18 protein-coding genes are annotated in these 20,691 nt (G+C 39.5%); 5 read left to right on the plus strand and 13 right to left on the minus strand.

All coding sequences use genetic code 11. The features are described 5' to 3' along the window. Positions 1–9: 9 nt before the first annotated feature. From QSJ46_RS04465 to QSJ46_RS04485, 5 genes are all read right to left on the minus strand, one after another. The gene (locus QSJ46_RS04465; protein ID WP_285604341.1) at positions 10–1,203 is read right to left on the minus strand and encodes an MFS transporter; all 1,194 of its coding nucleotides are present in this window, start codon (positions 1,201–1,203) and stop codon (positions 10–12) included. Between the two features lie 305 nt (positions 1,204–1,508). After that, on the minus strand, positions 1,509–2,984 hold the full coding sequence (locus QSJ46_RS04470; protein ID WP_285604342.1) for a glycoside hydrolase family 1 protein: 1,476 nt from the start codon (positions 2,982–2,984) through the stop codon (positions 1,509–1,511). A gap of 18 nt (positions 2,985–3,002) precedes the next feature. Beyond that, positions 3,003–3,845, minus strand: a complete 843-nt coding sequence (licT, locus tag QSJ46_RS04475) for a BglG family transcription antiterminator LicT (protein ID WP_048237973.1) — start codon at positions 3,843–3,845, stop codon at positions 3,003–3,005. Positions 3,846–3,880: 35 nt separating this feature from the next. Continuing rightward, positions 3,881–5,758, minus strand: coding sequence for a beta-glucoside-specific PTS transporter subunit IIABC (locus tag QSJ46_RS04480; RefSeq protein WP_285604343.1), 1,878 nt, complete (start codon positions 5,756–5,758; stop codon positions 3,881–3,883). Positions 5,759–6,117: 359 nt separating this feature from the next. Further along, positions 6,118–6,594: a YxiF family protein gene (locus QSJ46_RS04485; protein WP_224931098.1), complete on the minus strand. Its 477-nt coding sequence runs from the start codon at positions 6,592–6,594 to the stop codon at positions 6,118–6,120. A gap of 245 nt (positions 6,595–6,839) precedes the next feature. On the opposite strand from QSJ46_RS04485, the gene QSJ46_RS04490 reads away from it, so the two are divergent. Next, the gene (locus QSJ46_RS04490) at positions 6,840–7,928 is read left to right on the plus strand and encodes an NAD(P)-dependent alcohol dehydrogenase (protein WP_060698880.1); all 1,089 of its coding nucleotides are present in this window, start codon (positions 6,840–6,842) and stop codon (positions 7,926–7,928) included. 181 nt (positions 7,929–8,109) lie between these two features. After that, positions 8,110–9,570 carry an aldehyde dehydrogenase family protein gene (locus tag QSJ46_RS04495; protein ID WP_224931092.1) on the plus strand — a complete coding sequence of 487 codons (1,461 nt, stop codon included), beginning with the start codon at positions 8,110–8,112 and terminating at the stop codon, positions 9,568–9,570. A gap of 40 nt (positions 9,571–9,610) precedes the next feature. On the opposite strand, the gene QSJ46_RS04500 is transcribed toward QSJ46_RS04495, so the two are convergent. The 4 genes from QSJ46_RS04500 to QSJ46_RS04515 all read right to left on the minus strand — a co-directional run bounded on the left by QSJ46_RS04500 (position 9,611) and on the right by QSJ46_RS04515 (position 12,658). After that, on the minus strand, positions 9,611–10,072 hold the full coding sequence (locus QSJ46_RS04500) for a pyridoxamine 5'-phosphate oxidase family protein (protein WP_285604344.1): 462 nt from the start codon (positions 10,070–10,072) through the stop codon (positions 9,611–9,613). A 126-nt stretch (positions 10,073–10,198) separates the two neighbouring features. After that, complete coding sequence (locus QSJ46_RS04505) at positions 10,199–10,423, minus strand: non-oxidative hydroxyarylic acid decarboxylases subunit D (protein WP_047202077.1); 225 nt, start codon at positions 10,421–10,423, stop codon at positions 10,199–10,201. Then, the gene (locus tag QSJ46_RS04510) at positions 10,423–11,850 is read right to left on the minus strand and encodes a non-oxidative hydroxyarylic acid decarboxylases subunit C (RefSeq protein ID WP_285604345.1); all 1,428 of its coding nucleotides are present in this window, start codon (positions 11,848–11,850) and stop codon (positions 10,423–10,425) included. Before QSJ46_RS04510 ends, QSJ46_RS04505 begins: the two co-directional genes overlap by 1 nt. A gap of 238 nt (positions 11,851–12,088) precedes the next feature. Continuing rightward, positions 12,089–12,658: a non-oxidative hydroxyarylic acid decarboxylases subunit B gene (locus tag QSJ46_RS04515; RefSeq protein WP_047202079.1), complete on the minus strand. Its 570-nt coding sequence runs from the start codon at positions 12,656–12,658 to the stop codon at positions 12,089–12,091. Positions 12,659–12,792: 134 nt separating this feature from the next. Here QSJ46_RS04515 and QSJ46_RS04520 point away from each other — a divergent pair, with 134 nt between their 5' ends. Then, the gene (locus QSJ46_RS04520; RefSeq protein WP_047202080.1) at positions 12,793–13,689 is read left to right on the plus strand and encodes a LysR family transcriptional regulator; all 897 of its coding nucleotides are present in this window, start codon (positions 12,793–12,795) and stop codon (positions 13,687–13,689) included. Between the two features lie 163 nt (positions 13,690–13,852). Here the strand turns inward: QSJ46_RS04520 and bglA are convergent, their stop codons facing one another. Both bglA and QSJ46_RS04530 read right to left on the minus strand, forming a co-directional pair. After that, positions 13,853–15,292 (minus strand): 6-phospho-beta-glucosidase BglA, encoded by a 1,440-nt coding sequence (gene bglA, locus QSJ46_RS04525; RefSeq protein ID WP_107162801.1) that lies wholly within the window; start codon positions 15,290–15,292, stop codon positions 13,853–13,855. Between the two features lie 9 nt (positions 15,293–15,301). Continuing rightward, the gene (locus QSJ46_RS04530; protein ID WP_107162800.1) at positions 15,302–17,200 is read right to left on the minus strand and encodes a beta-glucoside-specific PTS transporter subunit IIABC; all 1,899 of its coding nucleotides are present in this window, start codon (positions 17,198–17,200) and stop codon (positions 15,302–15,304) included. Positions 17,201–17,355: 155 nt separating this feature from the next. Between QSJ46_RS04530 and QSJ46_RS04535 the strand changes: the two genes are divergently transcribed. Further along, positions 17,356–18,066: a GntR family transcriptional regulator gene (locus QSJ46_RS04535; protein ID WP_285604346.1), complete on the plus strand. Its 711-nt coding sequence runs from the start codon at positions 17,356–17,358 to the stop codon at positions 18,064–18,066. Between the two features lie 45 nt (positions 18,067–18,111). Here the strand turns inward: QSJ46_RS04535 and QSJ46_RS04540 are convergent, their stop codons facing one another. Next, entirely contained in the window at positions 18,112–18,699 is a 588-nt protein-coding gene (locus QSJ46_RS04540) for an Imm64 family immunity protein (protein WP_352230639.1), read from the minus strand. A 176-nt stretch (positions 18,700–18,875) separates the two neighbouring features. Here QSJ46_RS04540 and QSJ46_RS04545 point away from each other — a divergent pair, with 176 nt between their 5' ends. Further along, positions 18,876–19,772: a PhzF family phenazine biosynthesis protein gene (locus QSJ46_RS04545; RefSeq protein ID WP_285604347.1), complete on the plus strand. Its 897-nt coding sequence runs from the start codon at positions 18,876–18,878 to the stop codon at positions 19,770–19,772. A 40-nt stretch (positions 19,773–19,812) separates the two neighbouring features. On the opposite strand, the gene QSJ46_RS04550 is transcribed toward QSJ46_RS04545, so the two are convergent. After that, positions 19,813–20,688 carry a LysR family transcriptional regulator gene (locus QSJ46_RS04550; RefSeq protein ID WP_285604348.1) on the minus strand — a complete coding sequence of 292 codons (876 nt, stop codon included), beginning with the start codon at positions 20,686–20,688 and terminating at the stop codon, positions 19,813–19,815. Positions 20,689–20,691: the final 3 nt, after the last annotated feature.

Below are 20,691 nucleotides of genomic sequence, written 5' to 3' on the forward strand. Positions count from 1 at the left end.
CGTCTTTTTTTAATCATGTACCATAACTTGACGGTAGCGATACAGGATATACAGTGCGCCGATAATGGCTGCAACAGCCACCACTGCATCGAACATAAAGATTTGTAAAATGGACGCGTGACTCTGAATTAACCCTGTTACGACCGGGATGACGATAGCCGACACGCCGCCTGCTGTGGAGATAATCCCTGTCATCGTCCCTTTGTTTTTCCAGAAGAATTCAGCCATCACAGTTAACGTCAGCTGAAAAACTCCTGCTGTTGAAAACCCTAATACAAAAGCATTGACGGTTCCTATGACTGGCGATTTCACGACCAAGAGTACACAAATAGAAACAAGTGTAATGATTGGATAGATCAGCAGTACAGTGACCGGACGGACAAAACGGCGCAAAAGAAATGCGAGCATCACAACAGACAGCAGCCCGCCTATGCTATAGTAACTGAGCAGTTTCACAGCACTGCCCGAAGCCATCCCCAAGATAGCCTCACCGTACGTAGGAAGCCAAATTTGCGGCAGCGCATACAGCCCATTTGACGTAAAGCTGATCAAAATGAGTGCGATCCCTTCCCTCCAAAATGTAGGCTCTGTCGAGAAGCGCGGAAGTCCGTCAGTCTCCGTTACCTGGACTTGCTCCACCTTGCGATGATTCGGAAATGGCAAGGTCCACAGCATCAAGACATTCACAAGATAGATCAGAGCAGGAACAAAAAATGAAATTCCATAAAACAAATCATGCTCTGCTAAAAGGAAAATCGCCAGTGGCAAAATGGTTGCCCCAATGGAGATAAAGGCCTTCACCATCACATTCGCAGATCCCGAATTTTGCGGAAAAGTCTCCATTAACGCAGGATACGTTCCTGCATCCATTGCCGAATTCGCGACCCCTGCCAAAATCGCAAACGCAAACGCGATTTGATAATTCGGAGACAATGGGATTCCGATGAGGAACACCGCCATCAGCATACCAGAAACCAAAATGACCGGCTTTCGCCCAAAACGATCTGACAGTACGCCTGATAAACCATACGTGAGCACCCTGCCAATGCCAAGCGCCGAAATCATATAACTAATTCCCGCACTATTGGTATCTAATTGTTTGATTAAAAATGGCATATTTGAAGCCAAAATAATATTGACCATACCTAATAAAAAGTAATTAATATACAGACTAGAAGCCGTTCTCACATACGGATTCCTCATCCTGACACACCCCTCAACACCATCGCAATGAAGTGACAAATAATGGTTACGCTTACAAGATCTCATATGTGAGGAAGAACAGCTTTGCAGCCTTCACGTTCATACATCTCATCATGTCATGCAGCTCACAGCTTACACGCCCTTCATGTATCAAGCATTTCTTCAATTTTTCACTGCTCTTATTTTATACGAATGAGAAAGGTAAAGATAGTAAATTGCTTAAATTTGAGGGGAATTCATCAGTTAAGCGTATGACACCATCGATAGAAAAAAGGAGTGGTTCATTCCACTCCTTAAGTGATGTCTCAATTCTGTTCATCGTTCATTTTCAACCCATTTTGACGAATGACTTCTTGATACCAGTAAAAGCTTTTTTTAGGTGTTCGATTTAACGTTCCGTTTCCATCGTTATCTTGATCAACATGGATAAACCCATATCGCTTTTCCATTTCAGATGACGAGTAACTAATTAAATCAAGAATTCCCCAGCTGGTGTAACCTATTAATTCGACTCCATCCTCAATGGCTTCCAGCATCTGCTGGAAATGCTGCTCATGATAGCTAATCCGATAATCATCATTTATCTTTCCATCTTCCACCTTATCGTATGCACCTAATCCATTCTCAACTATAAATAGTGGTAGTTGATAGCGATCGTATAAATCATTTAAAGAGATACGAATTCCAATCGGGTCGATCTGCCAGCCCCATTCACTCACTTCTAAATATGGGTTTTTCACTCCACCTATTGTATTGCCGCTGACAGTTTCCATGCCTTCACTATTTTCAGTAGCAACCAAGGAATTGTAGTAACTGAATGAAATAAAATCAACCGTATGCACCTTTAATAATTCGTCATCTCCCAGCTGTTTCTCAATGTGAATGTTCTTTTCTTTAAACAGTCGATTGATAAAACGCGGATACTCACCACGCACCTGTACATCTGTAAAAAACATATTGAACTGATTGTTCTTTGATGCCTTCAGAACATCCTTTGGATTACAAGAATACGGATATGTTGTTAATTTCGTCAGCATACACCCTATTTTTGCCCCTGGGATCATTTCATGACAATATTTAACGGCCAAAGCACTTGCAACAAATTGATGATGCAATGCTTGATAAACTGCCTGTTCTACATTGTCAAAGCGCTCTGAAACGATTCCACCACTTGTAAATGGATGTCGGACAATACTATCAATTTCATTGAAAGTCAGCCAATACTTGACTTTATCTTTATATCGATCAAATACAACTCGACTAAATTTCACAAAGAAATCAACGACAATGCGATGAGACCATCCTCCATATTGATTCACTAAGTATAGCGGCATTTCATAATGAGATAACGTGACGAGTGGTTCAATATCATGTTTCTTCATCTCATCGAATAGGCGGTCGTAAAATAATAATCCCGCTTCATTTGGCTCTTCTTCATCACCGTTTGGAAAAATACGTGTCCATGCAATCGAAACACGTAACGTCTTCAATCCCATTTCTTTGAACAGCGCCATATCTTCAGGATAACGATGATAAAAGTCTACACCTCTTCGTTTCGGATAACCTTCAGCGGTATTTGCACGCATCGCTTGCTGAATTTGTTCTTCATCCACTTTGTTGTGCTTTTTATAGTCAGACTTACTGAGACCTTTTTTAAAGATCGCCACATCAGCAGTCGATAGCCCTTTTCCGTCTACATTCCATGCACCTTCTGCTTGGTTTGCCGCAATGGCGCCACCCCATAAAAAACCTTCTGGAAATTTCTTGATTTGATTAGACATGTTTCTTCCTCCTCAAGACTATGCGTTATTTCTTTGAACCACTCGATTGACATGAATAATTAAATACATTTTTTCGTCACTGGAAATCGTGTAATCCACATTGGTTTTAATATATTTCTCGATTTTCTCCACACATTTTACTTCTTCAGGATACTTCCTCATGATTTGATCAATTAGATCGTGATCATCTGTTTCAAGCATTTTGTTCTCAAGTAAACGTTGAACAAAGAACTGTAAATGTGTTAAAAACCTGGAGTAATTAATCGTATCTGTCGGAATGTCGATTTTATAATGCATTTTGATAATATTTAAAATGTCTTTGACCATATTGGTCATCATCACGATTTGATTTAAATTATCTTTAGTCTGCTGCGCATTTACTAGATGAAATGCAATATTCGCCGCTTCTTCTTCAGGCAGCTGAATGCCTAACTGTTTTTCAATCAGCTCTAGTGCATGCAGACCAATACTGAATTCCTCGGGGTAAAATTTCTTCACTTCCCACAGCAGGCGATTTTGTATCGTTAAATTTTCCTTAAAGCGCTTCGTAGCCATGAAAAGGTGATCGGTTAAAGAAATATAAAGATGCTCATTTAAGTGTGTAGATAAACGGCGCTTCGCATAGGATATAATCTCATCCGTCATGATTAAAAATTCCTCTGGGGTCTCCCTCATAAGCTCAGCTAAATCATTAGACGTGCTTTGATCTTCTAGCACATAGATCTTTTGAATATCAGACTCTTGAATAAGACTGCCTGGCTTATTTTTAAATCCAATGGCTTTACCCATTACGATGATTTCCTTACCGTCATCTCTTTTAGCGAGAACCACACTGGTATTCAGCACTTTTATAATTTCCATACCATATCACCTTCCTGGATACATTCAAAATCGATTTATAAAACTGTTAAAAGTGGCTGCTGATGACCAGAAACAGGATTCGTTTTTCCCTCTTGGGGTAAAATTTCTAAATAATCAGCTGTATTTGTAATAATGACTGGTGTTGTTGTATCATAGCCAGCCTTTTGTATATTCTGTTGATCAAATTCAATCAGAAGTTGACCTTGTTTCACTGTATCACCTTTTTGAACATGTGAAGTAAAATATTGTCCATTTAAGTTCACGGTATCAATACCAATATGAATCAGAACTTCCACACCAAGGTTGGATTTTAAACCAATGGCATGATTTGTATGGAAAATCATTTCTACTTGTCCATCAAAAGGAGCAAATACTTTCCCTTCACTAGGTTGAATTGCTGCCCCTTTCCCCATCACTTCTTCAGAGAATACCTTATCATTCACTTTTGCTAAAGGAATGATGTCTCCTTTCATCGGTGCATAAATGACTTCACGATTTCTTGTGCTTTCTGATGTGGAGACAGGCTCATTTTTCTTCTCAATGTTTTCAGTTTCTGTATCTTTAAAGCCGATGATGTAAACAGCAATAAACGCGATGACCGCTGCCATGACTGCACCAATAATAGCAAACGTAAAGTTTGAAGTCCCTTTTTCAATAAAGATTGGCATTGTTGCAATACCAGGTGAAACCATGACAAACGCCTTTAGCTTAATCAATCCAACAAAAATACCTGAAACCCCTGCTCCAATCATACATGCGAGTAATGTTTTCTTAAGTTTTAAATGAACGCCGTATAATGCAGGTTCTGTTATACCAAATAAAGCAGAAATTCCTCCGGACATCGCAATTTGTTTTAACTTAGGATCTTTGGTTTTAAATGAAACAGCCAAAGCACCTCCACCTTGCGCAAAGTTCGCCGCTAACATAGCGACCCCAATGAGAGCATCGTATCCAGGCGAAGCAAGAGAGGCGATAACAACTGGATAGAACACCTTCTGCATCCCAAACATGACGATAAAAGGTAAGAAAACGGCTAAAATCGCAACAGCTGCCCATCCCGCAGTTTGCTGGATCCATAAGACCCCTGCAGCTAAGCCTGCACCAAGATACATACCGAGCGGCCCTAAAAACAGTAAACCAATCGGAGCAACAATAATCATCGTAATTAAAGGAACCATAAAGATTTTGACCGGTCCCGGTGATAATTTATCTGCCAGCTTTTCTACATAAGACATCAGCCAGACAATGAGTATGATCGGAATAACCGATGCACCATATGAAACAGCTTTTAGCGGGATGCCCGCAAAGACAACTGGATCACCACTGCTAAACAGGGCTGTTAAGTTAGGATGTAACAAAACCCCAGCCAAAGCCATTGATACCATAGGGTTTGTGCCGAATTTCTGTGAGCTTGTATAGGCTAACAAAATAGGCAAGAAGAAGAACGCTGCATCTGAGATGATTTTCAATACCAAATAGGTTTGGCTGTCTTCTTTCATCAAATTTAGCATCGGCAATAAAATTAATAGAGCCTTCAACATTCCTGCACCAGCGATCGCAGGGATGATCGGTGCAAAAATTCCAGTGATTAAATTGGCAAAACGATTGAAATATCCTTTCAAGCTATGATCTTTGTTCTGTACAATCTGTCCGCTTGCTTCCGGATTTTGATCAATCAGTTTTGCAAACTCTTTATAAACATAACCAACATCATTTCCAATAATAATTTGATACTGACCAGCTGTATCTGCTACTTGAATGACGCCATCAAGACGACTAATTTCTTCAGAGTTTGCGCGTGAAGAATCTTTTAAAGTCAGCCTTAATCTCGTCATACAGTGGATGGCATTTTGAACATTTTCGCTTCCGCCAATATGTTTTAGAATGTCTTGAGCTAAGTCTTTATGATTCATTAAAGTCACCGCTTTCAATTTTGATTATAGGCGCTCAGGCAACAAAAAAAGACCTGGATTGGGTGGGAATATACAAATACATATATCCCATCCAATCTAGGTCTTGCCTGCCGAACAGTAACACGCCTTATTGAATGTACGCATTATTCTATTTTTAAATTTTCATCGTTTCATGAAACCGCTTTTAACATGTTAATATCTTTATAGTAATTAATTATCTTCACAAAAGCAATGTTTTTTCTCGAAAAACAATAATAAATTGATTAAATATAGATCAAAGAGCACTGTTATATCATCTAATCGTACCTATTGAAAATGAATGGTATTGTCATGCTCTTTCTAATAAAGACCGTCTAAACTTAAAGTCCCCAAGTACTTAACTCATAAAAATATTCCGTCCGTTCAATGCATAATCCAAAATGAAAATCCTCTGTGACTAACATAAAATCTCCATATCCAATTGAAAATTTCGTTTGCTCAAGAAGCTGGTTTAAATGGCTAAACACTTCGTTCACGTTTACTAAAAGAGCTTCAATTTCATGCTCTCGAAAAAACATGATTCTAGCTTCTTTGGGATAACGTTCTGCATTCTTGACCAATTCCTTTAACATTTGTGTAGATTTTTTTATATGTTCTCGATAGTTATCCCCATGTATTTGAATCTTATTTTCTCTTGCATAAAGGAAAGCAAACACCTTCTGACAAAACAATTGATTTTCTTCGATATCTAAAAAGGGGTGTTCTGGAAGTGTCATGTAGCTCAATTCGTTCATTAAGTGCTTTCTTCTGCTTTTTCTTTTTAAGGTTTCGATTTTTGTTTTTCTGTTGTTATTCATAAAAATCAACTTAACAATCCTTGTTTTTTTATACTATCATCACAAGAATTTTCTAATAAAACAATCCATTTGTTCAAATTAGGACTTTTTTCTCAAACGGGTACAACCCTTACCACGCTTTCATCGTCACCCTCTTCTTGTCAATTAACCGGAAATCAATCACTTGTAATCTAAACAGTTACAGCATATAATTTCTCTGATTTCTTAATTCACATTAAGAAGAGTTCATAAAAGGGGGCTTTATGATGGAAATTAAGGCGGCTGTCATTGAAAAACAAGGTGAAGATTTTGTATTTGAACAACTAAAGCTAGAAAACCCAAAAAGTAATGAAGTATTAATTAAAGTGGTAGCAACTGGAGTTTGTCATACAGATGCTGTCGCTCGCGATATGGGATTATCACCCTTCCCTGTAGTTTTAGGCCACGAAGGAGCTGGAATTGTAGAAGCTGTCGGAGATGGTGTCAAGTCCGTTAAAGAAGGAGATCATGTTGTCTTATCATTTGCTTCTTGTGGAGAATGTGAAAACTGTTTAGCTGCACATCCTACTAGCTGCATGCGGTTCAATGAACTAAATTTTGATGGCAAGATGGAAGATCATACAAACAGAATACACAAACACAATCATGCAGTTTCTACTTTCTTTGGACAATCTTCATTTGCCACATATGCAGTTGTTAACGAACGAAATGTCGTTCAAGTAGAGAAAGATGTTGATTTGGCTCTTCTTGGACCATTAGGTTGTGGAATCCAAACAGGAAGTGGAACCGTTTTAAATAAATTAAAACCTGAATTTGGTTCGACAATTGCTGTATATGGCTGTGGAGCAGTCGGATTAAGTGCCATTATGGCTGCGAAAATTGCAGGCTGTAAACAAATCATTGCGATAGATGTACATGAAAACCGATTAGCACTTGCCAAGGAATTAGGTGCTACAGATGTCTTTAATGGAGCAAAAGTAGATGCTGTGCAAGAAATTAAAAAAATAACAAACGGTGGAACTAATTATGCTGTTGAAACAACGGGTGTACCACCTGTTGTTCGTCAATCATTACATGCTCTAAAGCCGCTAGGTGTGTCCGCAGTTGTTGGAGTCACACCAAAAATGGAGTTTGATGTCCATAACGATATCATGGCTGAAGGTAAGACATTAATGGGTGTGATTGAAGGCGATGCAGTTCCTAAGTTATTCATTCCGAAACTTATTGATTTCTATAAAAAAGGGTTGTTCCCATTTGATAAGCTAGTGAAATTTTATGAATTCGAAGATATCAACCAAGCCTTTGCTGATTCGAAATCTGGTGCCGTTTTAAAACCGATTGTGAAAATTAGCTGAACATGACAATAAAGAACCTTCCACTCTGGAAGGTTCTTTTGTTCATCCTATCCTATTAAAATTCGAGGAATAAGATACTTAATAGGTATTTTCTTTATACAAAATGGATATTTCCCCTCTTAATATATCATCATTATAATTAAATAATGGCTGAAATTGATAGACACAAGGGGGAATAATTGTGGATTTATTCACAAAAAAAATAAATCAATATATTGATGGACAATGGAGAAAAGGTTCATCAAATAAAATTCAGAAAGTTTATAACCCGTATACTTCAGAGGTCATTGCTGAAGTAAATATAGCTTCAGAAGAGGATATTCACGCAGCCTATCAAGCTGCAAAAGAAGCTCAAGAACATTGGGGGAAAGTATCAGCTTCAAAAAAGGTGAGCGTGCTTGAAAAAGCATATCAGTTCTTTGAAAAACATAAGGATGACATACTAGATACGCTCTGTAAAGAAGCAGGGAGTTCCTTCGTGAAAGCCAATATTGAACTCGAAGCTACCATGAATGTTTTGAAACAATCAATGGATTATCCACACCAACTAGAAGAGAGATCAGAGCTTCCTGCTTTAATAGAAAACAAAACAAATTATGTCTATCGAGCACCTATAGGGGTAGCTGGTATTATCAGTTCATTTAATTTTCCTCTTCACTTATCTATGCGCTCTATTGCTGTTGCAATTGCTACAGGAAATTCAGTTGTACACAAACCAGACATGCAAACAGCATTATCAGGTGGTGTCGTCATTGCAAAAGCGTTTGAAGATGCTGGTTTGCCAAAAGGGGTTTTCAACTTAATCCTGACCAATACAAAAGAAATTGGAGACTCATTTATCGAACATCCCATTCCAAAAATCATCTCTTTTACAGGTTCAACTGGCGTTGGGCGTCATATTGGTTCAATTGCGGGGAAAAACCTAAAACGAACAGCCTTAGAGCTTGGTGGAAACAATCCGTTTATTGTATTGGAAGATGCAGACATTGACCAAGCGATAAACGCTGCAATTTTCGGTAAATTTTTACATCAAGGGCAAATTTGTATGATTATTAACCGCATTCTCGTTCATCGTAATCTTTATGATACCTTTATTGAAAAGTACACTGCAAGAGCAGCTTCATTAAAATGTGGGAACCCAGTAGACCCTTCTGTAGTGATTGGGCCTCTAATTAATGAGAAACAAGCTGATCATGTCATGTCGATCATTGAAGAAGGAAAAAATGAAGGTGCTAAATTAGTGTTAGAAGGAAAAAGAGAAGGAAATCTGATCACACCGTTTGTATTTGCAGATGTCAATAACGACATGAAGATTGCACGCAGTGAGATATTTGGTCCAGTTGTTTCTATCATTCCTTTTGACAATGAGGAAGAAGCAATCCATATCGCAAACGACAGTGAATATGGTTTAAGCGCTGGTATCTTTACAGAGAATATTGAAAAAGGGATTACATTAGCAAGACGCATTGAAAGCGGAATGGCTCATGTGAACGATCAAAGCGTAAATGATGATAGCCTGGCGCCATTTGGCGGGGAAAAGGCTTCTGGAATTGGTCGCTTTGGGGGCCAATGGGCTCTAGAAGAATTCACCAGAGTCCAGTGGGTTTCTGTACAAAATCAACCAAGAAAATATCCTTTCTAAGAGAAAAAAGGGATGGGCTTAACTAAGCCATCCCTTTTACTTATTCTTTCATTTCTTTCACTGTATTTTCCCAGCGTTCAATGACTTCTTTCTCATTGAATAAGTCGATGTTGATGCCAGAGATTATTTGAGCATATTTTGCTACATCTTCCCTAGCTAAAACAACTTGAGCAGAGAATCTTTCTCTTACATAATGGCTGTCAGGCGTCTTATCTAGCCTTTTCAGAGACAGTCTAATATAGTGAACCTTTCCTTGACATACCATTACCAAAGTCGCTTTCTGTGTACGAATGATATTGGATGTAGTCGTTGTATTTGGCCATAAACCAATTCTTAACTCTTGGCGGTTTAATGCCACAATTTCCCCCACACTAATCATCGCATTATGTGGCCAGCCATCCTCTCCTACAGTCATTAACATCATAGCTTCATGCTGTTTATCTGACAGCTCTTTTCCATTCAAGAATTCAAATACCTCAGGAGACAATTCCGTTTTACACATGCTAACACCACCTTACCTTCACCTATTAGACGATACTGAGCCAAGATTCATTTGACAATCTATCGTTACTTTTTTACTAAATAAGAAGATCTCTAAGCGGTATATAGAGATCTTCTTATTTTTACATTAATCTATTAACTTTGGGATTGGAGGAATTTGATCTAACTCTTTAAATTTAGTTGCATCCAACTTGAAACGTTTGTCATATTTTTCGGGGTCTGTGATATTAGGACCTTCTGTATTTCTCCAAGATAGGGTACAAGTATCGCAAATATATACTTCCCAAGCATCCTTAACCGGAGACTTTGTTAATAAGCTTACTTTTTCAGATTCACATCTCGGACACTTCATTATTTATTTCCTCCCTTTTTTATTAAATCACGGAGAATGGCAGACCATTCTTCTGCTTTTTCTGGCGTAGCCAAAAGTTCAGTATCTCGGGCAATATCAGGTGCAATCGGAGTTGTCGCATCAATGACTAGCTTTGTGTGCATACCAGCAGGGTCAGAAGATGGATCTAATGGCATTCCAGGCGCATATGGAATTTTGAAAACATCTTTGTCTGGACGTACCCGAGTTGTTAATGCCCACATCACTTGTTCTAAATTAAACGGATCAACGAATTCATCTACGATAATCGCTATTTTCGTATAAGGCATTCCGTGAGGAGTGGATAATAGCCTCATCGCAACCGCCTTACCGTATCCACCTAACCGAGATTTTGTCGATACAATAGTTCCTATACCGTGTGTATACATTGCGTTTACTGCCTCAACTTCTGGGAAGTCACGCTTTAACTGTTTATACAATGGTAAACTTGTATTTAAAGCCATTAAATAATCAATTTCCGTCCATGGCATACCTAAGTATAAGTTTTCAAAAATTGGATTTATACGGTGAGTGATTTTAGTGATTTTTACAATCGGCTGCAAACGTGCTCCTGAATAACTTCCAGGAAATTCGCCAAATGGGCCTTCTATCTCTCTTTCACGAGGCATAATGTATCCCTCTAGAACAACCTCACTTCTCGCTGGAATATCTAATTGACCTTGCTCACTTTTCGTTAATTCAATTGCTTCTCCTTTTAAGGCTCCGGCAAAATCATATTCGGATTGAGCATATTCTATCGGTGTACTCGCCATAAAGCTCAAGACAGGATCGTTACCTAAGCAAATGGCAATTGGTAAAGGTTCATTTTTTTCTTCTGCATGTTTTAGATGGACCGCTATATCGTGAAATGGAAGTGGCTGAATTCCTACTTTATCTTTACCCTTTACTTGAATACGGTAAGTTCCGGCATTTTGTTCCTCATAGCTTTCAGGCTTATTTGGATCCTTACTAACCACAAGAGCTTTAGAAAGATAAAAACCCGCATCGAATTCATTAATACGAAACAGTGGCAGCACATCAAATAAATTGATATCTTCCTCAATTACAACTTCTTTAACTGGTGCATCTTTTTTATCTACCCAAACAGGTTTAATCGGATATCTATCCCAAATTCTTTCTAATTCGAAAAACTGTTCTTTAACTGGTGTGTTCTTGTCCATGTTAAGCATCAAGGCATGGTTTTGCCATGAACCGTGTACATTTAGGACAACAGGTGTGTTATATCCTTTCACTTTTTCTACAAGAACAGCTGGTGCATTCTCCATATCCGGGGCAGAACGGCCAATCGCGCTTAAATCTGGTTCAGGCATGACTTCATCCTTAATACGAACTAGTTGATTTTCTGATTCTAGTAAATCTAGAAACTCTCTTAAATCTCTATAGGACATGGGAAATCCTCCTATTCAGCAATTTTTATGTGATGTGTTTTCCCTTACATCACCATTGTACGCCCCATTTTATGATATTAAAAATATCTATTAAATATTTAAAATATACCTTTATAGTATGATGATTAACTAAAATGAAGTTTAAAATGGGAATCTAATAAAAAAGGTTCGTCCTTTTAGGACGAACCTGATTGAAAAAGTAAATCTTCTTGCCTCTCGAAAACATCTTATGATTAGATTACTTCGCTTTTTTAATACCGTCCCATCTCTTAGCTTCTGATAATTGAATACCAAACTGATCTAAGGCTCTGTAAACAATGTGGTTAACAATATCATCAATCTGTTGAGGATGATTATAAAAAGCAGGCATTGGAGGGAAAATGATAGATCCCATTCTTGATAAAGCCAACATATTTTCAAGATGAATATCATTAAGAGGTGTTTCACGGGTCATCAATAACAATTTTTTTCTCTCTTTTAAAATGACATCAGCAGCACGTGTAACAAGATTGTCTGCCAGCCCCATTCGAATTGATGCAAGAGTTTTCATACTACAAGGAGCAACAATCATTCCATCTACTCTAAAGGATCCGCTTGAAATTTTCGCACCTAAATCCTTATATGAATATGTGAAATCAGCTAATTCTTCAACATCCTTCACCGTGTAAGATGTCTCAACATTTATGGTTGCCGCTGCCCATGAAGACATGACCAAATGAGTTTCAATATCTGTGTGTTTGAGAATTTCTAAAAGACGAATTCCAAAGATGGCTCCTGTCGCACCAGACATTCCAACAATAATCTTCATATATGCTTCACCTTCTTTAATATTTAATGATTCATATCTCTAGATAAAGTATACTACCCAATTTATTATATTGATAATATTCATATTATTTATATATAATACTTAGAAAGTATAAAAAAGACAGGAGAAGAAATATGGATATTCGACAACTACGATATTTTATAGCGATTGCAGAACAAGGTACTATCTCTAAAGCTGCAGAATACTTGCACATGGCTCAGCCACCACTTAGCAGGCAATTAAAAATGATGGAGGATGAATTAGGTGTTGTTTTATTTGAAAGGAATAAAAAGAAGAAAGTCACTCTGACCGCTCAGGGAGAACTCTTTTTAAAAAAGGCTAGAAAAATAGTTTATAGCATGGAGGATGCTATTCATGAAATTAAAGAATTTAGTGAGGAAATAAGCGGAACACTTTCAATTGGTTCTACTATCTATTGTGCACCGATTTTACTATCTGCTCTCACTGAATTTCGAAAAAAGCATTCACATGTTAAATTTAATATTTGGGAAGGAAACTCTGCTCACTTAATGACATTATTGAATAATCGGCAAATTGATGTTGCGATTACAGGAGGACCTTTTCCTAAAAAAGATATTAAAGTGAAAAGTTTGTATACAGATCCTTGTGTATTAGTTGTCCCTAAAGAATATAAGATAGATGAAAAAGAAATCAGCATACAAACACTTTCTGACATTCCACTTTTATTACTCCGTCCAACAGAAGGAGTGGGATTATTTGATCAAATTGTTGATACATTTCAACAGTTGGAATTAACGCCTAATATATTATGTGAATGTCACGACTCTGCTATGTTATTAAGTTTAGTAAGAAAAGGATTTGGGGCTACAATATTACCTTTATCTATGGTAAATCATCGACTTACGAAGGAATTTAAAAAGATCTCCATTCAAGATGATCCATGGATTTCTGATCCTTCATTGGTTTGGAGATCAAACAGCTACTTATCAGCTGCGACGAAAGAGTTTTTGAAGTTTTTTGAGGAACAGAGTAACTACACCGACTATTAATTATCGGAGAGTCTGGATGACTTCATAGAGTATATTAGAACTCAATTCAACCTTGGCAGGGTTTTCTATTGGGGTGTTAATAGCTATTTGCATTCATGGAGTTAGCACACAAAAAAAACCGAACAAGCGATACCATGCTCATTCGGCTCTCTATTATCTATATTTACACTTCTTCACCGTTCGTTGCGATGACGTTTTGATACCAAGTAAACGAATCTTTTTTGAGGCGCTTCATTGAGCCGTTTCCTTCATTGTCGCGGTCAACGTAGATCATGCCGTAGCGTTTTTTCATTTCGCCTGTTGTGAATGACACGATATCAATGATGCCCCAAGGTGTGTAGCCAATAAGGTCGACACCATCGTATTCAATGGCTTTTTTCAGTGCTTCGATATGAGAAGCCAGATATTGAATTCTTTCTGGATCGTGAATAGAACCGTCTTCTTCCACTTGATCTATTGCACCAAATCCATTTTCTACAATGAATAACGGGATTTGATAGCGATCGTAAAAACGATTCAATGTATATCTTAAGCCTGTCGGGTCAATGGACCAGCCCCAGTCACTTGATTTGATATAAGGGTTATCTACACCATGCGGCAGGGCTCCGTTGACAATGTCTCCGTTGTGATCAGACACCGTATCACTTTTAACCGTTGTCGACATGTAGTAACTAAAGCCTAGATAATCCACTTTTCCTTTTCTTAAGCTTTCTTCATCGCCTTCTTCAAATGGAATGTGATAGCCTTCGCGTTCGAATTCTTTTAATGCATAGCTCGGATAGTAGCCTCGCACCTGTACATCTGGGAAGAAATAGCGCTGTCTCATATATTCCTCTGCCAGCATGACATCCTCAGGGTTTGAGGAATATGGATAGATTGGCACGTGTGACACCATCGCTCCAATTTGGAAAGCAGGATTAATTTCTTTTCCTTTGGCTACTGCCCATGCACTTGCAAGTAATTCATGATGTCCTGCTTGATACATGACTTCTTTGGCATTTTCGCCTTCTTTGACTGACACCCCTGAATTTGTCCAAAGGAATAGTGGGTTGTTGACATCCATTTTGTTATTGATTTCATTAAATGTCATCCAGTATGTGACCTTGTCTTTGTATCGATTGAAGCATACTTCTGCGAATTTCGCGAAATACTCAGCGACTTTTCGGCTGCGGAACCCGCCGTACTCTCTTGCTAAATGGAGCGGCATTTCAAAGTGAGACAGCGTAATCACAGGCTCGATGCCATGCTTGAGCAGTTCATCAAATACATCATCATAGAATTGTAAACCTGCTTCATTCGGTTCTTCTTCATCTCCCTTAGGGAAAATCCGGCTCCAGCCAATCGATGTACGTAAACATTTTAAACCCATTTCGGCAAACATTGTGATATCTTCCTTATAACGATGGTAGAAATCGATCGCTTCATGGTTCGGATAAAATTTATCTTCTTCTATCGTTTCAGTTATTTGTCTCGGTACTCCGTGAGCACCTGCTGTCATCACATCTACAACACTTGGGCCTTTTCCTGCTTCATTCCATCCACCTTCAAATTGATGTGCAGCTAATGCTCCGCCCCATAGAAAATCTTTTGGTAATGTCATTATTCATTCCTCCTATTTCACAATTGTGATCATGACGTCTGTTGGCTGACATGTCGATTGTTCTTCTACAATCACATCTTCGTACGCTTGTGTATTGGTGATGATGACTGGTGTGATTGTTTTTAATCCTTTGCTTTCAATGGCTTCTTGATCAAATGTCATCAACAAGTCACCCTTCTTCACCTTGCTGCCTTCTTTGATATGCAGAGTAAATGCTGAGCCATCTAGGGAAACCGTATCAATTCCAACATGAACTAGTAACTCCACCCCGAATTCTGAACGCAGTCCAATCGCATGCTTTGTTGGCGCAAGCATGACGACACTGCCGTCAAACGGTGCATACAGCTTGTTGTCTGTCGGTTCAATCGCAAACCCTTTGCCCATCGCCCCCGAGCTAAATACGGCATCCGGCACTTCAGATAACGAGATCACTTTCCCTGCAAGCGGTGCAGGAATGGTTTCTTCATTGTTCATCGAAGCATTCATTTTTTCTCCAACTTGCTCTTTATCAGACGTTGCACCTGCTGTCTGTTCCACTGTATCTTCCCCATAACCAAACATTTGAATAAGCACAACTGGTAAGATCAGCGCAATTGCGACACCAATCAATATGCCGATGATCGATGTTGGATAATCTGAACTAATTCCGTTTACAATCGTCAGTGGACCAGGCAACCCTGCATACGCAAAGTAATAAGGCGTAAAGAAGCTTGCAGCAATGGCACCGACCGCTCCAGATATACATCCGAAAATAAATGGTTTTTTGAAACGCAGGGTAACCCCATAAATTGCAGGCTCAGTAATTCCAAAGAGACCCGTGATTCCCGCTGAAACCCCGACTTTTCGTGTTTCGCGGTTTCTTGCTTTTAAAATAACCCCTAACACTGCGCCGACCTGAGCGATAACAGCGATGGTTTGATATGCCTGGAAGGAGTCACGTCCATATTGTTCAAAGTTGGCGAGCACCATTGGCGTGATGCCCCAGTGAACACCGAAAATGACAAGCACTTGCCAGAATCCCCCGATAATGGCACCTGCTAAAGCTGGGACATTTTCTGCTAAGACATTGTATCCGTTTGCAATCCCATTTGCACCTGCTGTCGAAAGAGGACCAATTAATAGAATCGTTAACGGAACCATGACAACCATACAGATAAATGGCACAAATAACGGTTTGACCACTTCGTGAATGCGTTTGTTTAAAAATCTCTCTACATATGAAAGGATCCATACCAAGAATAGCGGCGGCAAAACAGATGACGTATAAACTGTTTCAGATAACGCTATGCCTAAAAAAGTAACGCCTTCCCCTGATGCCACGCGTCCAGCAATCTCCGTCCAAGCTGGACTGACAAGCGCTGCTGTACACGCTACGGCGATATACATATTCGTTTTAAAATGCTTGGCTGCTGTGATGGCGATAAAGATAGGCAAGAACGTAAACGGCGCCCATGAAATAAAGCTAAAGACTTCATACGTTCCCGTTTTCGAAAAGCTTGGAAATAATAAATTAATGAGGATAAGTGCACCTTGTAAAATACCTGCTGCTGCCAAAATATACACAAATGGCGCAAACACAGCAGACATGGTCGCGATGACACGGTTCAGCACCGTTCCCTTGTTTTCATTTGGCTGATCATCATCAGACGGCTGCAGCTGAACAAGGCTGGAAAAATTCTCGTATACCTCACCAACATGCTGACCGATAACGACCTGAAATTGACCGCCATTTTCCACCACGGTAATGACGCCAGGCATCGCATTGACTGCTTCCTTTGCCTTTGGATTCGAACGTTTCAAGACCAAACGCAGCCGCGTGGCGCATCTTGCGGCACTCACCACATTTTCTTCTCCGCCAACTGCCTCTAAGATGTCTTCTGCAAGCTTTTGATAGTCCCTCACTTTTGACATATAAAACCCCCCTTTATCACTACTAGTATATGTACATTATAATTATACCGGTACAATTTATCAATACATATATAATTTTAAATAGCATATCAAAGGAAATTTGGTATGTGCTATAATACAAAGACAATAAATCGTGAAAACAAAGAGGAATGGCCATGTTAAAGTATCAACAAATTGCGAGCGATATTGAAAAATATATTGTCACCCATGAGCTGCAGCAAGGGGATAAGCTCCCTGTACTCGAAACACTCATGAGCCAATTTGCTGTGAGCAAAAGTACCATTATCAAATCGTTAGAATTACTCGAAAAAAAAGGAATTATCTATCAAGTGAGGGGCAGCGGCATCTTTGTTCGAAGACACCGCCGTAAGGGCTACATCAGCCTTTTATCCAACCAAGGGTTTAAAAAAGATTTAGAGGAATTTCAACTGACATCAGAGGTTTTAATGCTAGACACCATCAAGCCGTCCGAAGAAGCTGCACTTAATTTGAATATTGAACAAGACGAGGATGTTTTTTATCTAAAACGCATTCGTTACATCAATGGACAAACCTTATGTTTAGAAGAATCCTATTACCGAAAAACGATCATTCCCTATCTCAACACAGAAATTGCCGCCGATTCTGTTTTTAAATTCGTCAGTGAAGGGCTTGGACTCAAAGTCGGCTTCTCCGATATGTACTTACAAGTAGGCAAATTGAATGAAACCGAAGCGACGCACCTCGGCCTCAAACAAGACGATCCCGCTCTCCGCGTCGAGACGGTCTTTCACCTCACAAACGGCCAGCCCTTCGACTTTTCGAAAATCACATATAACTACACACAATCCCAATTTTTTATTCAAGCGAATAATTATTATGGGTGATGGACGGAAAAAGCCTCCTGAGAGTATCAGGAGGTTTTTTTACTATTAGCTTTTAACTTTTAAACATTCTATCCTTCTTTCTTGAGAAGAAAGACCATCAATCGCCACATCACCATAATAAATATCTATGTAATTTCCTTTCCCAATTAGAGCAACTGGAAAAGCATGCTGGTCTTGCAGGCACTTTTTAAAAACATCTGGATGAATCTCGACTTCAATTTCATGTCCAATGAATGCATATTCAAACGTAAACGTATGATAAAGATCCACAAGACAGCGTATGATCTCCTGCTGAAGATGAATGACATCATGAGAAACAACCTCTGTCCACTTTAAACAGATAACGAACCCTACATAACCTGCTTCTTTTTGTATGTTAATGGTCATATCATTTAGCTTCGACCCCAACAATTCAAATTCTATATAATAACCTGAAAAGGCATCATCTTTGATGGTATTCTCTTTAACAACGTGTTCAATCCATCTTTCTCCGTCAGGGTCCTGACTAAACTTTACTTTTGTAATAGACATGTCTTTTTGAGCTAGATAATCAATCAATTGACGAAAAGTATTTGGTATATGAATGGTCTCATAAAAAACAAGTCCGATATTGATGTATCCACCCAGAGCTATGTCGCATCCCTCACTTCATTTTTTCTTTCATTATACTTTATTCAAACTATTATTCTGCGAAAACTTCCTCTCTTACATGAACATCTCCGATTTAAAACATCAAAAAGATTCATTTTACGAATACATCAAACAAACTTATGATTAACGTAACAAAAATGTATAGGAGGGTTCGTCAGATGAGAGACATTAGAGTGTATCATGTTGATGCTTTTACAACTGAGAAATTTGGAGGAAATGCCGCTGGGGTGGTGTTGGATGGTGAGTTTTTAACAGAAGATGACATGCAGAGCATCGCCAAGGAGTTGAATTTACCGGAATCCGTCTTCTTGCTGCCTGCCCATGATAAGGAAGCCGATTATCGGGTCAAATACTTCACGCCAACGGAAGAGGTCAATTTTTGCGGGCATGCGACTGTTGGATTGACTTGGCTTCTGGCGACGGAGCTAGGGCTGGCTAAAGAGAGATCAGGGGTTGTGTTAGAAACAAAAATCGGCAAGGTTCCTGTCGTATGGCACGAAGAAAATGGCAAGGTCGTTGATGTGGAAATGACGCAGGTGACACCGAAGACACGAGATTTTGTCATCGATTTAGAAGAGCTTAGTGACATGCTTGGTGTGAGCAGTGACCGCATTGATTCATCCTTTCCTATCAAATTAGCAAACACCGGTAACTGGCATCTTCTTGTTCCGATGAAGCACCAACAGGACATTGATCAAGCGACACCAAACTTAGCGGCTTTAGCTAGAATGAATAAAGAGCATGGCATATCGACAACCCACCTTTATACGTTCCACACCTCAAAAGAATGCGATCTTTATACGAGAGATTTTGCACCTGGGATTGGTATATCGGAAGATCCTGTGACGGGGGCAGCAAATGGGGCATTGGCTGGATATCTTTATTTGGAGGGCGTCATTTCTCAGCAAGAAATCACTCACCTGAACATTGCCCAAGGCGATGCCATCGGCAGGCCTGGCTTGCTTCGTATCACAGTCATTCCAAATGAATCAAAGCCGGTGATCAAAGTGGCAGGCGCAGCTGTCATCACGATCCGAGGCGTGTTGACTTTATAAAACACCAGCTTGAATGGGAGACCTTCTGTTCAAGCTGATTCTATTTAAAATGACTTTTGACCGTTTCAATCCATCTTTTCGCCGATGGGGAAGCTGTCTTGAACGATTTGAACGCCAGGTTGACCTCACGAAAGACGCTCGTCTCTAGTGGAATGACTTTCGTATGAGGTATGTGCGGCGGCAAAACTAATTTTGGAATGATTGTGACCCCAATCCCTTCTTGAACCATAGAAATGAGCGTATTGTTGTCTTCAATTTCAAACAAAACATGAGGCTTCACGCCGCCTCTTTCTTTTAACAGCTTCTTGACGAGTATGTCGCAACCCGCTTTCGGCATGATAAAGGCTTCATCATGTAATGAATCAACTTCGATCACATTCTTCGTATGAAAGCGATGATTCTCTTGTATGAGCACCACCAATTCATCCTGAAAAAGTGGAACAGTCTCGAATTCCCTCGATGACTGCGTTAAAAAACCAACATCAACCGTGCCTGAAGCGATCCATTCCTCGATCTCCTCATAACCGCCTTCATATAACTCCAGCTTGATATGCGGATAGCTTAGCGTAAAACGATGAATAAGGCGTGGAAGGACATTTGAAGAAAAACTAGGGAATGTCCCAATCTTGATACTCCCCACTTCCATCCCTTGAATTAGCGCCGCCTCCTGCTCAAGCAATGCCGCATGATGCATGATTTGCCGGATATGCGGTATCACCCGCTCACCTGCGTCTGTCAACGACAGCCCGTTTCGATTCCGTCGAAGCAGCACAATCCCGAGTTCCGACTCAAGCTTCGCAATATTATGACTCACCCCAGACTGCGTCAGCCCAAGCTTCTCCCCAGCTTTTGTAAAACTGCCGCATTCGACAACTGTTAGAAATACTTTGTATTGGAATGTGATCAGTGTGCTCACCTC

The sequence above is a fragment of the Bacillus sp. YKCMOAS1 genome (genome assembly GCF_030268125.1).
GTDB classification, from domain to species: domain Bacteria; phylum Bacillota; class Bacilli; order Bacillales; family Bacillaceae; genus Bacillus; species Bacillus safensis.

Coding starts and splice junctions, on each gene's coding strand:
- QSJ46_RS04465 (WP_285604341.1), bottom strand. CDS start 1,203: ATGAGGAATCCGTATGTGAGAACGGCTTCTAGTCTGTATATTAATTAC.
- QSJ46_RS04470 (WP_285604342.1), bottom strand. CDS start 2,984: ATGTCTAATCAAATCAAGAAATTTCCAGAAGGTTTTTTATGGGGTGGC.
- licT (WP_048237973.1), bottom strand. CDS start 3,845: ATGGAAATTATAAAAGTGCTGAATACCAGTGTGGTTCTCGCTAAAAGA.
- QSJ46_RS04480 (WP_285604343.1), bottom strand. CDS start 5,758: ATGAATCATAAAGACTTAGCTCAAGACATTCTAAAACATATTGGCGGA.
- QSJ46_RS04485 (WP_224931098.1), bottom strand. CDS start 6,594: ATGAATAACAACAGAAAAACAAAAATCGAAACCTTAAAAAGAAAAAGC.
- QSJ46_RS04490 (WP_060698880.1), top strand. CDS start 6,840: ATGGAAATTAAGGCGGCTGTCATTGAAAAACAAGGTGAAGATTTTGTA.
- QSJ46_RS04500 (WP_285604344.1), bottom strand. CDS start 10,072: ATGTGTAAAACGGAATTGTCTCCTGAGGTATTTGAATTCTTGAATGGA.
- QSJ46_RS04505 (WP_047202077.1), bottom strand. CDS start 10,423: ATGAAGTGTCCGAGATGTGAATCTGAAAAAGTAAGCTTATTAACAAAG.
- QSJ46_RS04510 (WP_285604345.1), bottom strand. CDS start 11,850: ATGTCCTATAGAGATTTAAGAGAGTTTCTAGATTTACTAGAATCAGAA.
- QSJ46_RS04515 (WP_047202079.1), bottom strand. CDS start 12,658: ATGAAGATTATTGTTGGAATGTCTGGTGCGACAGGAGCCATCTTTGGA.
- QSJ46_RS04520 (WP_047202080.1), top strand. CDS start 12,793: ATGGATATTCGACAACTACGATATTTTATAGCGATTGCAGAACAAGGT.
- QSJ46_RS04530 (WP_107162800.1), bottom strand. CDS start 17,200: ATGTCAAAAGTGAGGGACTATCAAAAGCTTGCAGAAGACATCTTAGAG.
- QSJ46_RS04535 (WP_285604346.1), top strand. CDS start 17,356: ATGTTAAAGTATCAACAAATTGCGAGCGATATTGAAAAATATATTGTC.
- QSJ46_RS04545 (WP_285604347.1), top strand. CDS start 18,876: ATGAGAGACATTAGAGTGTATCATGTTGATGCTTTTACAACTGAGAAA.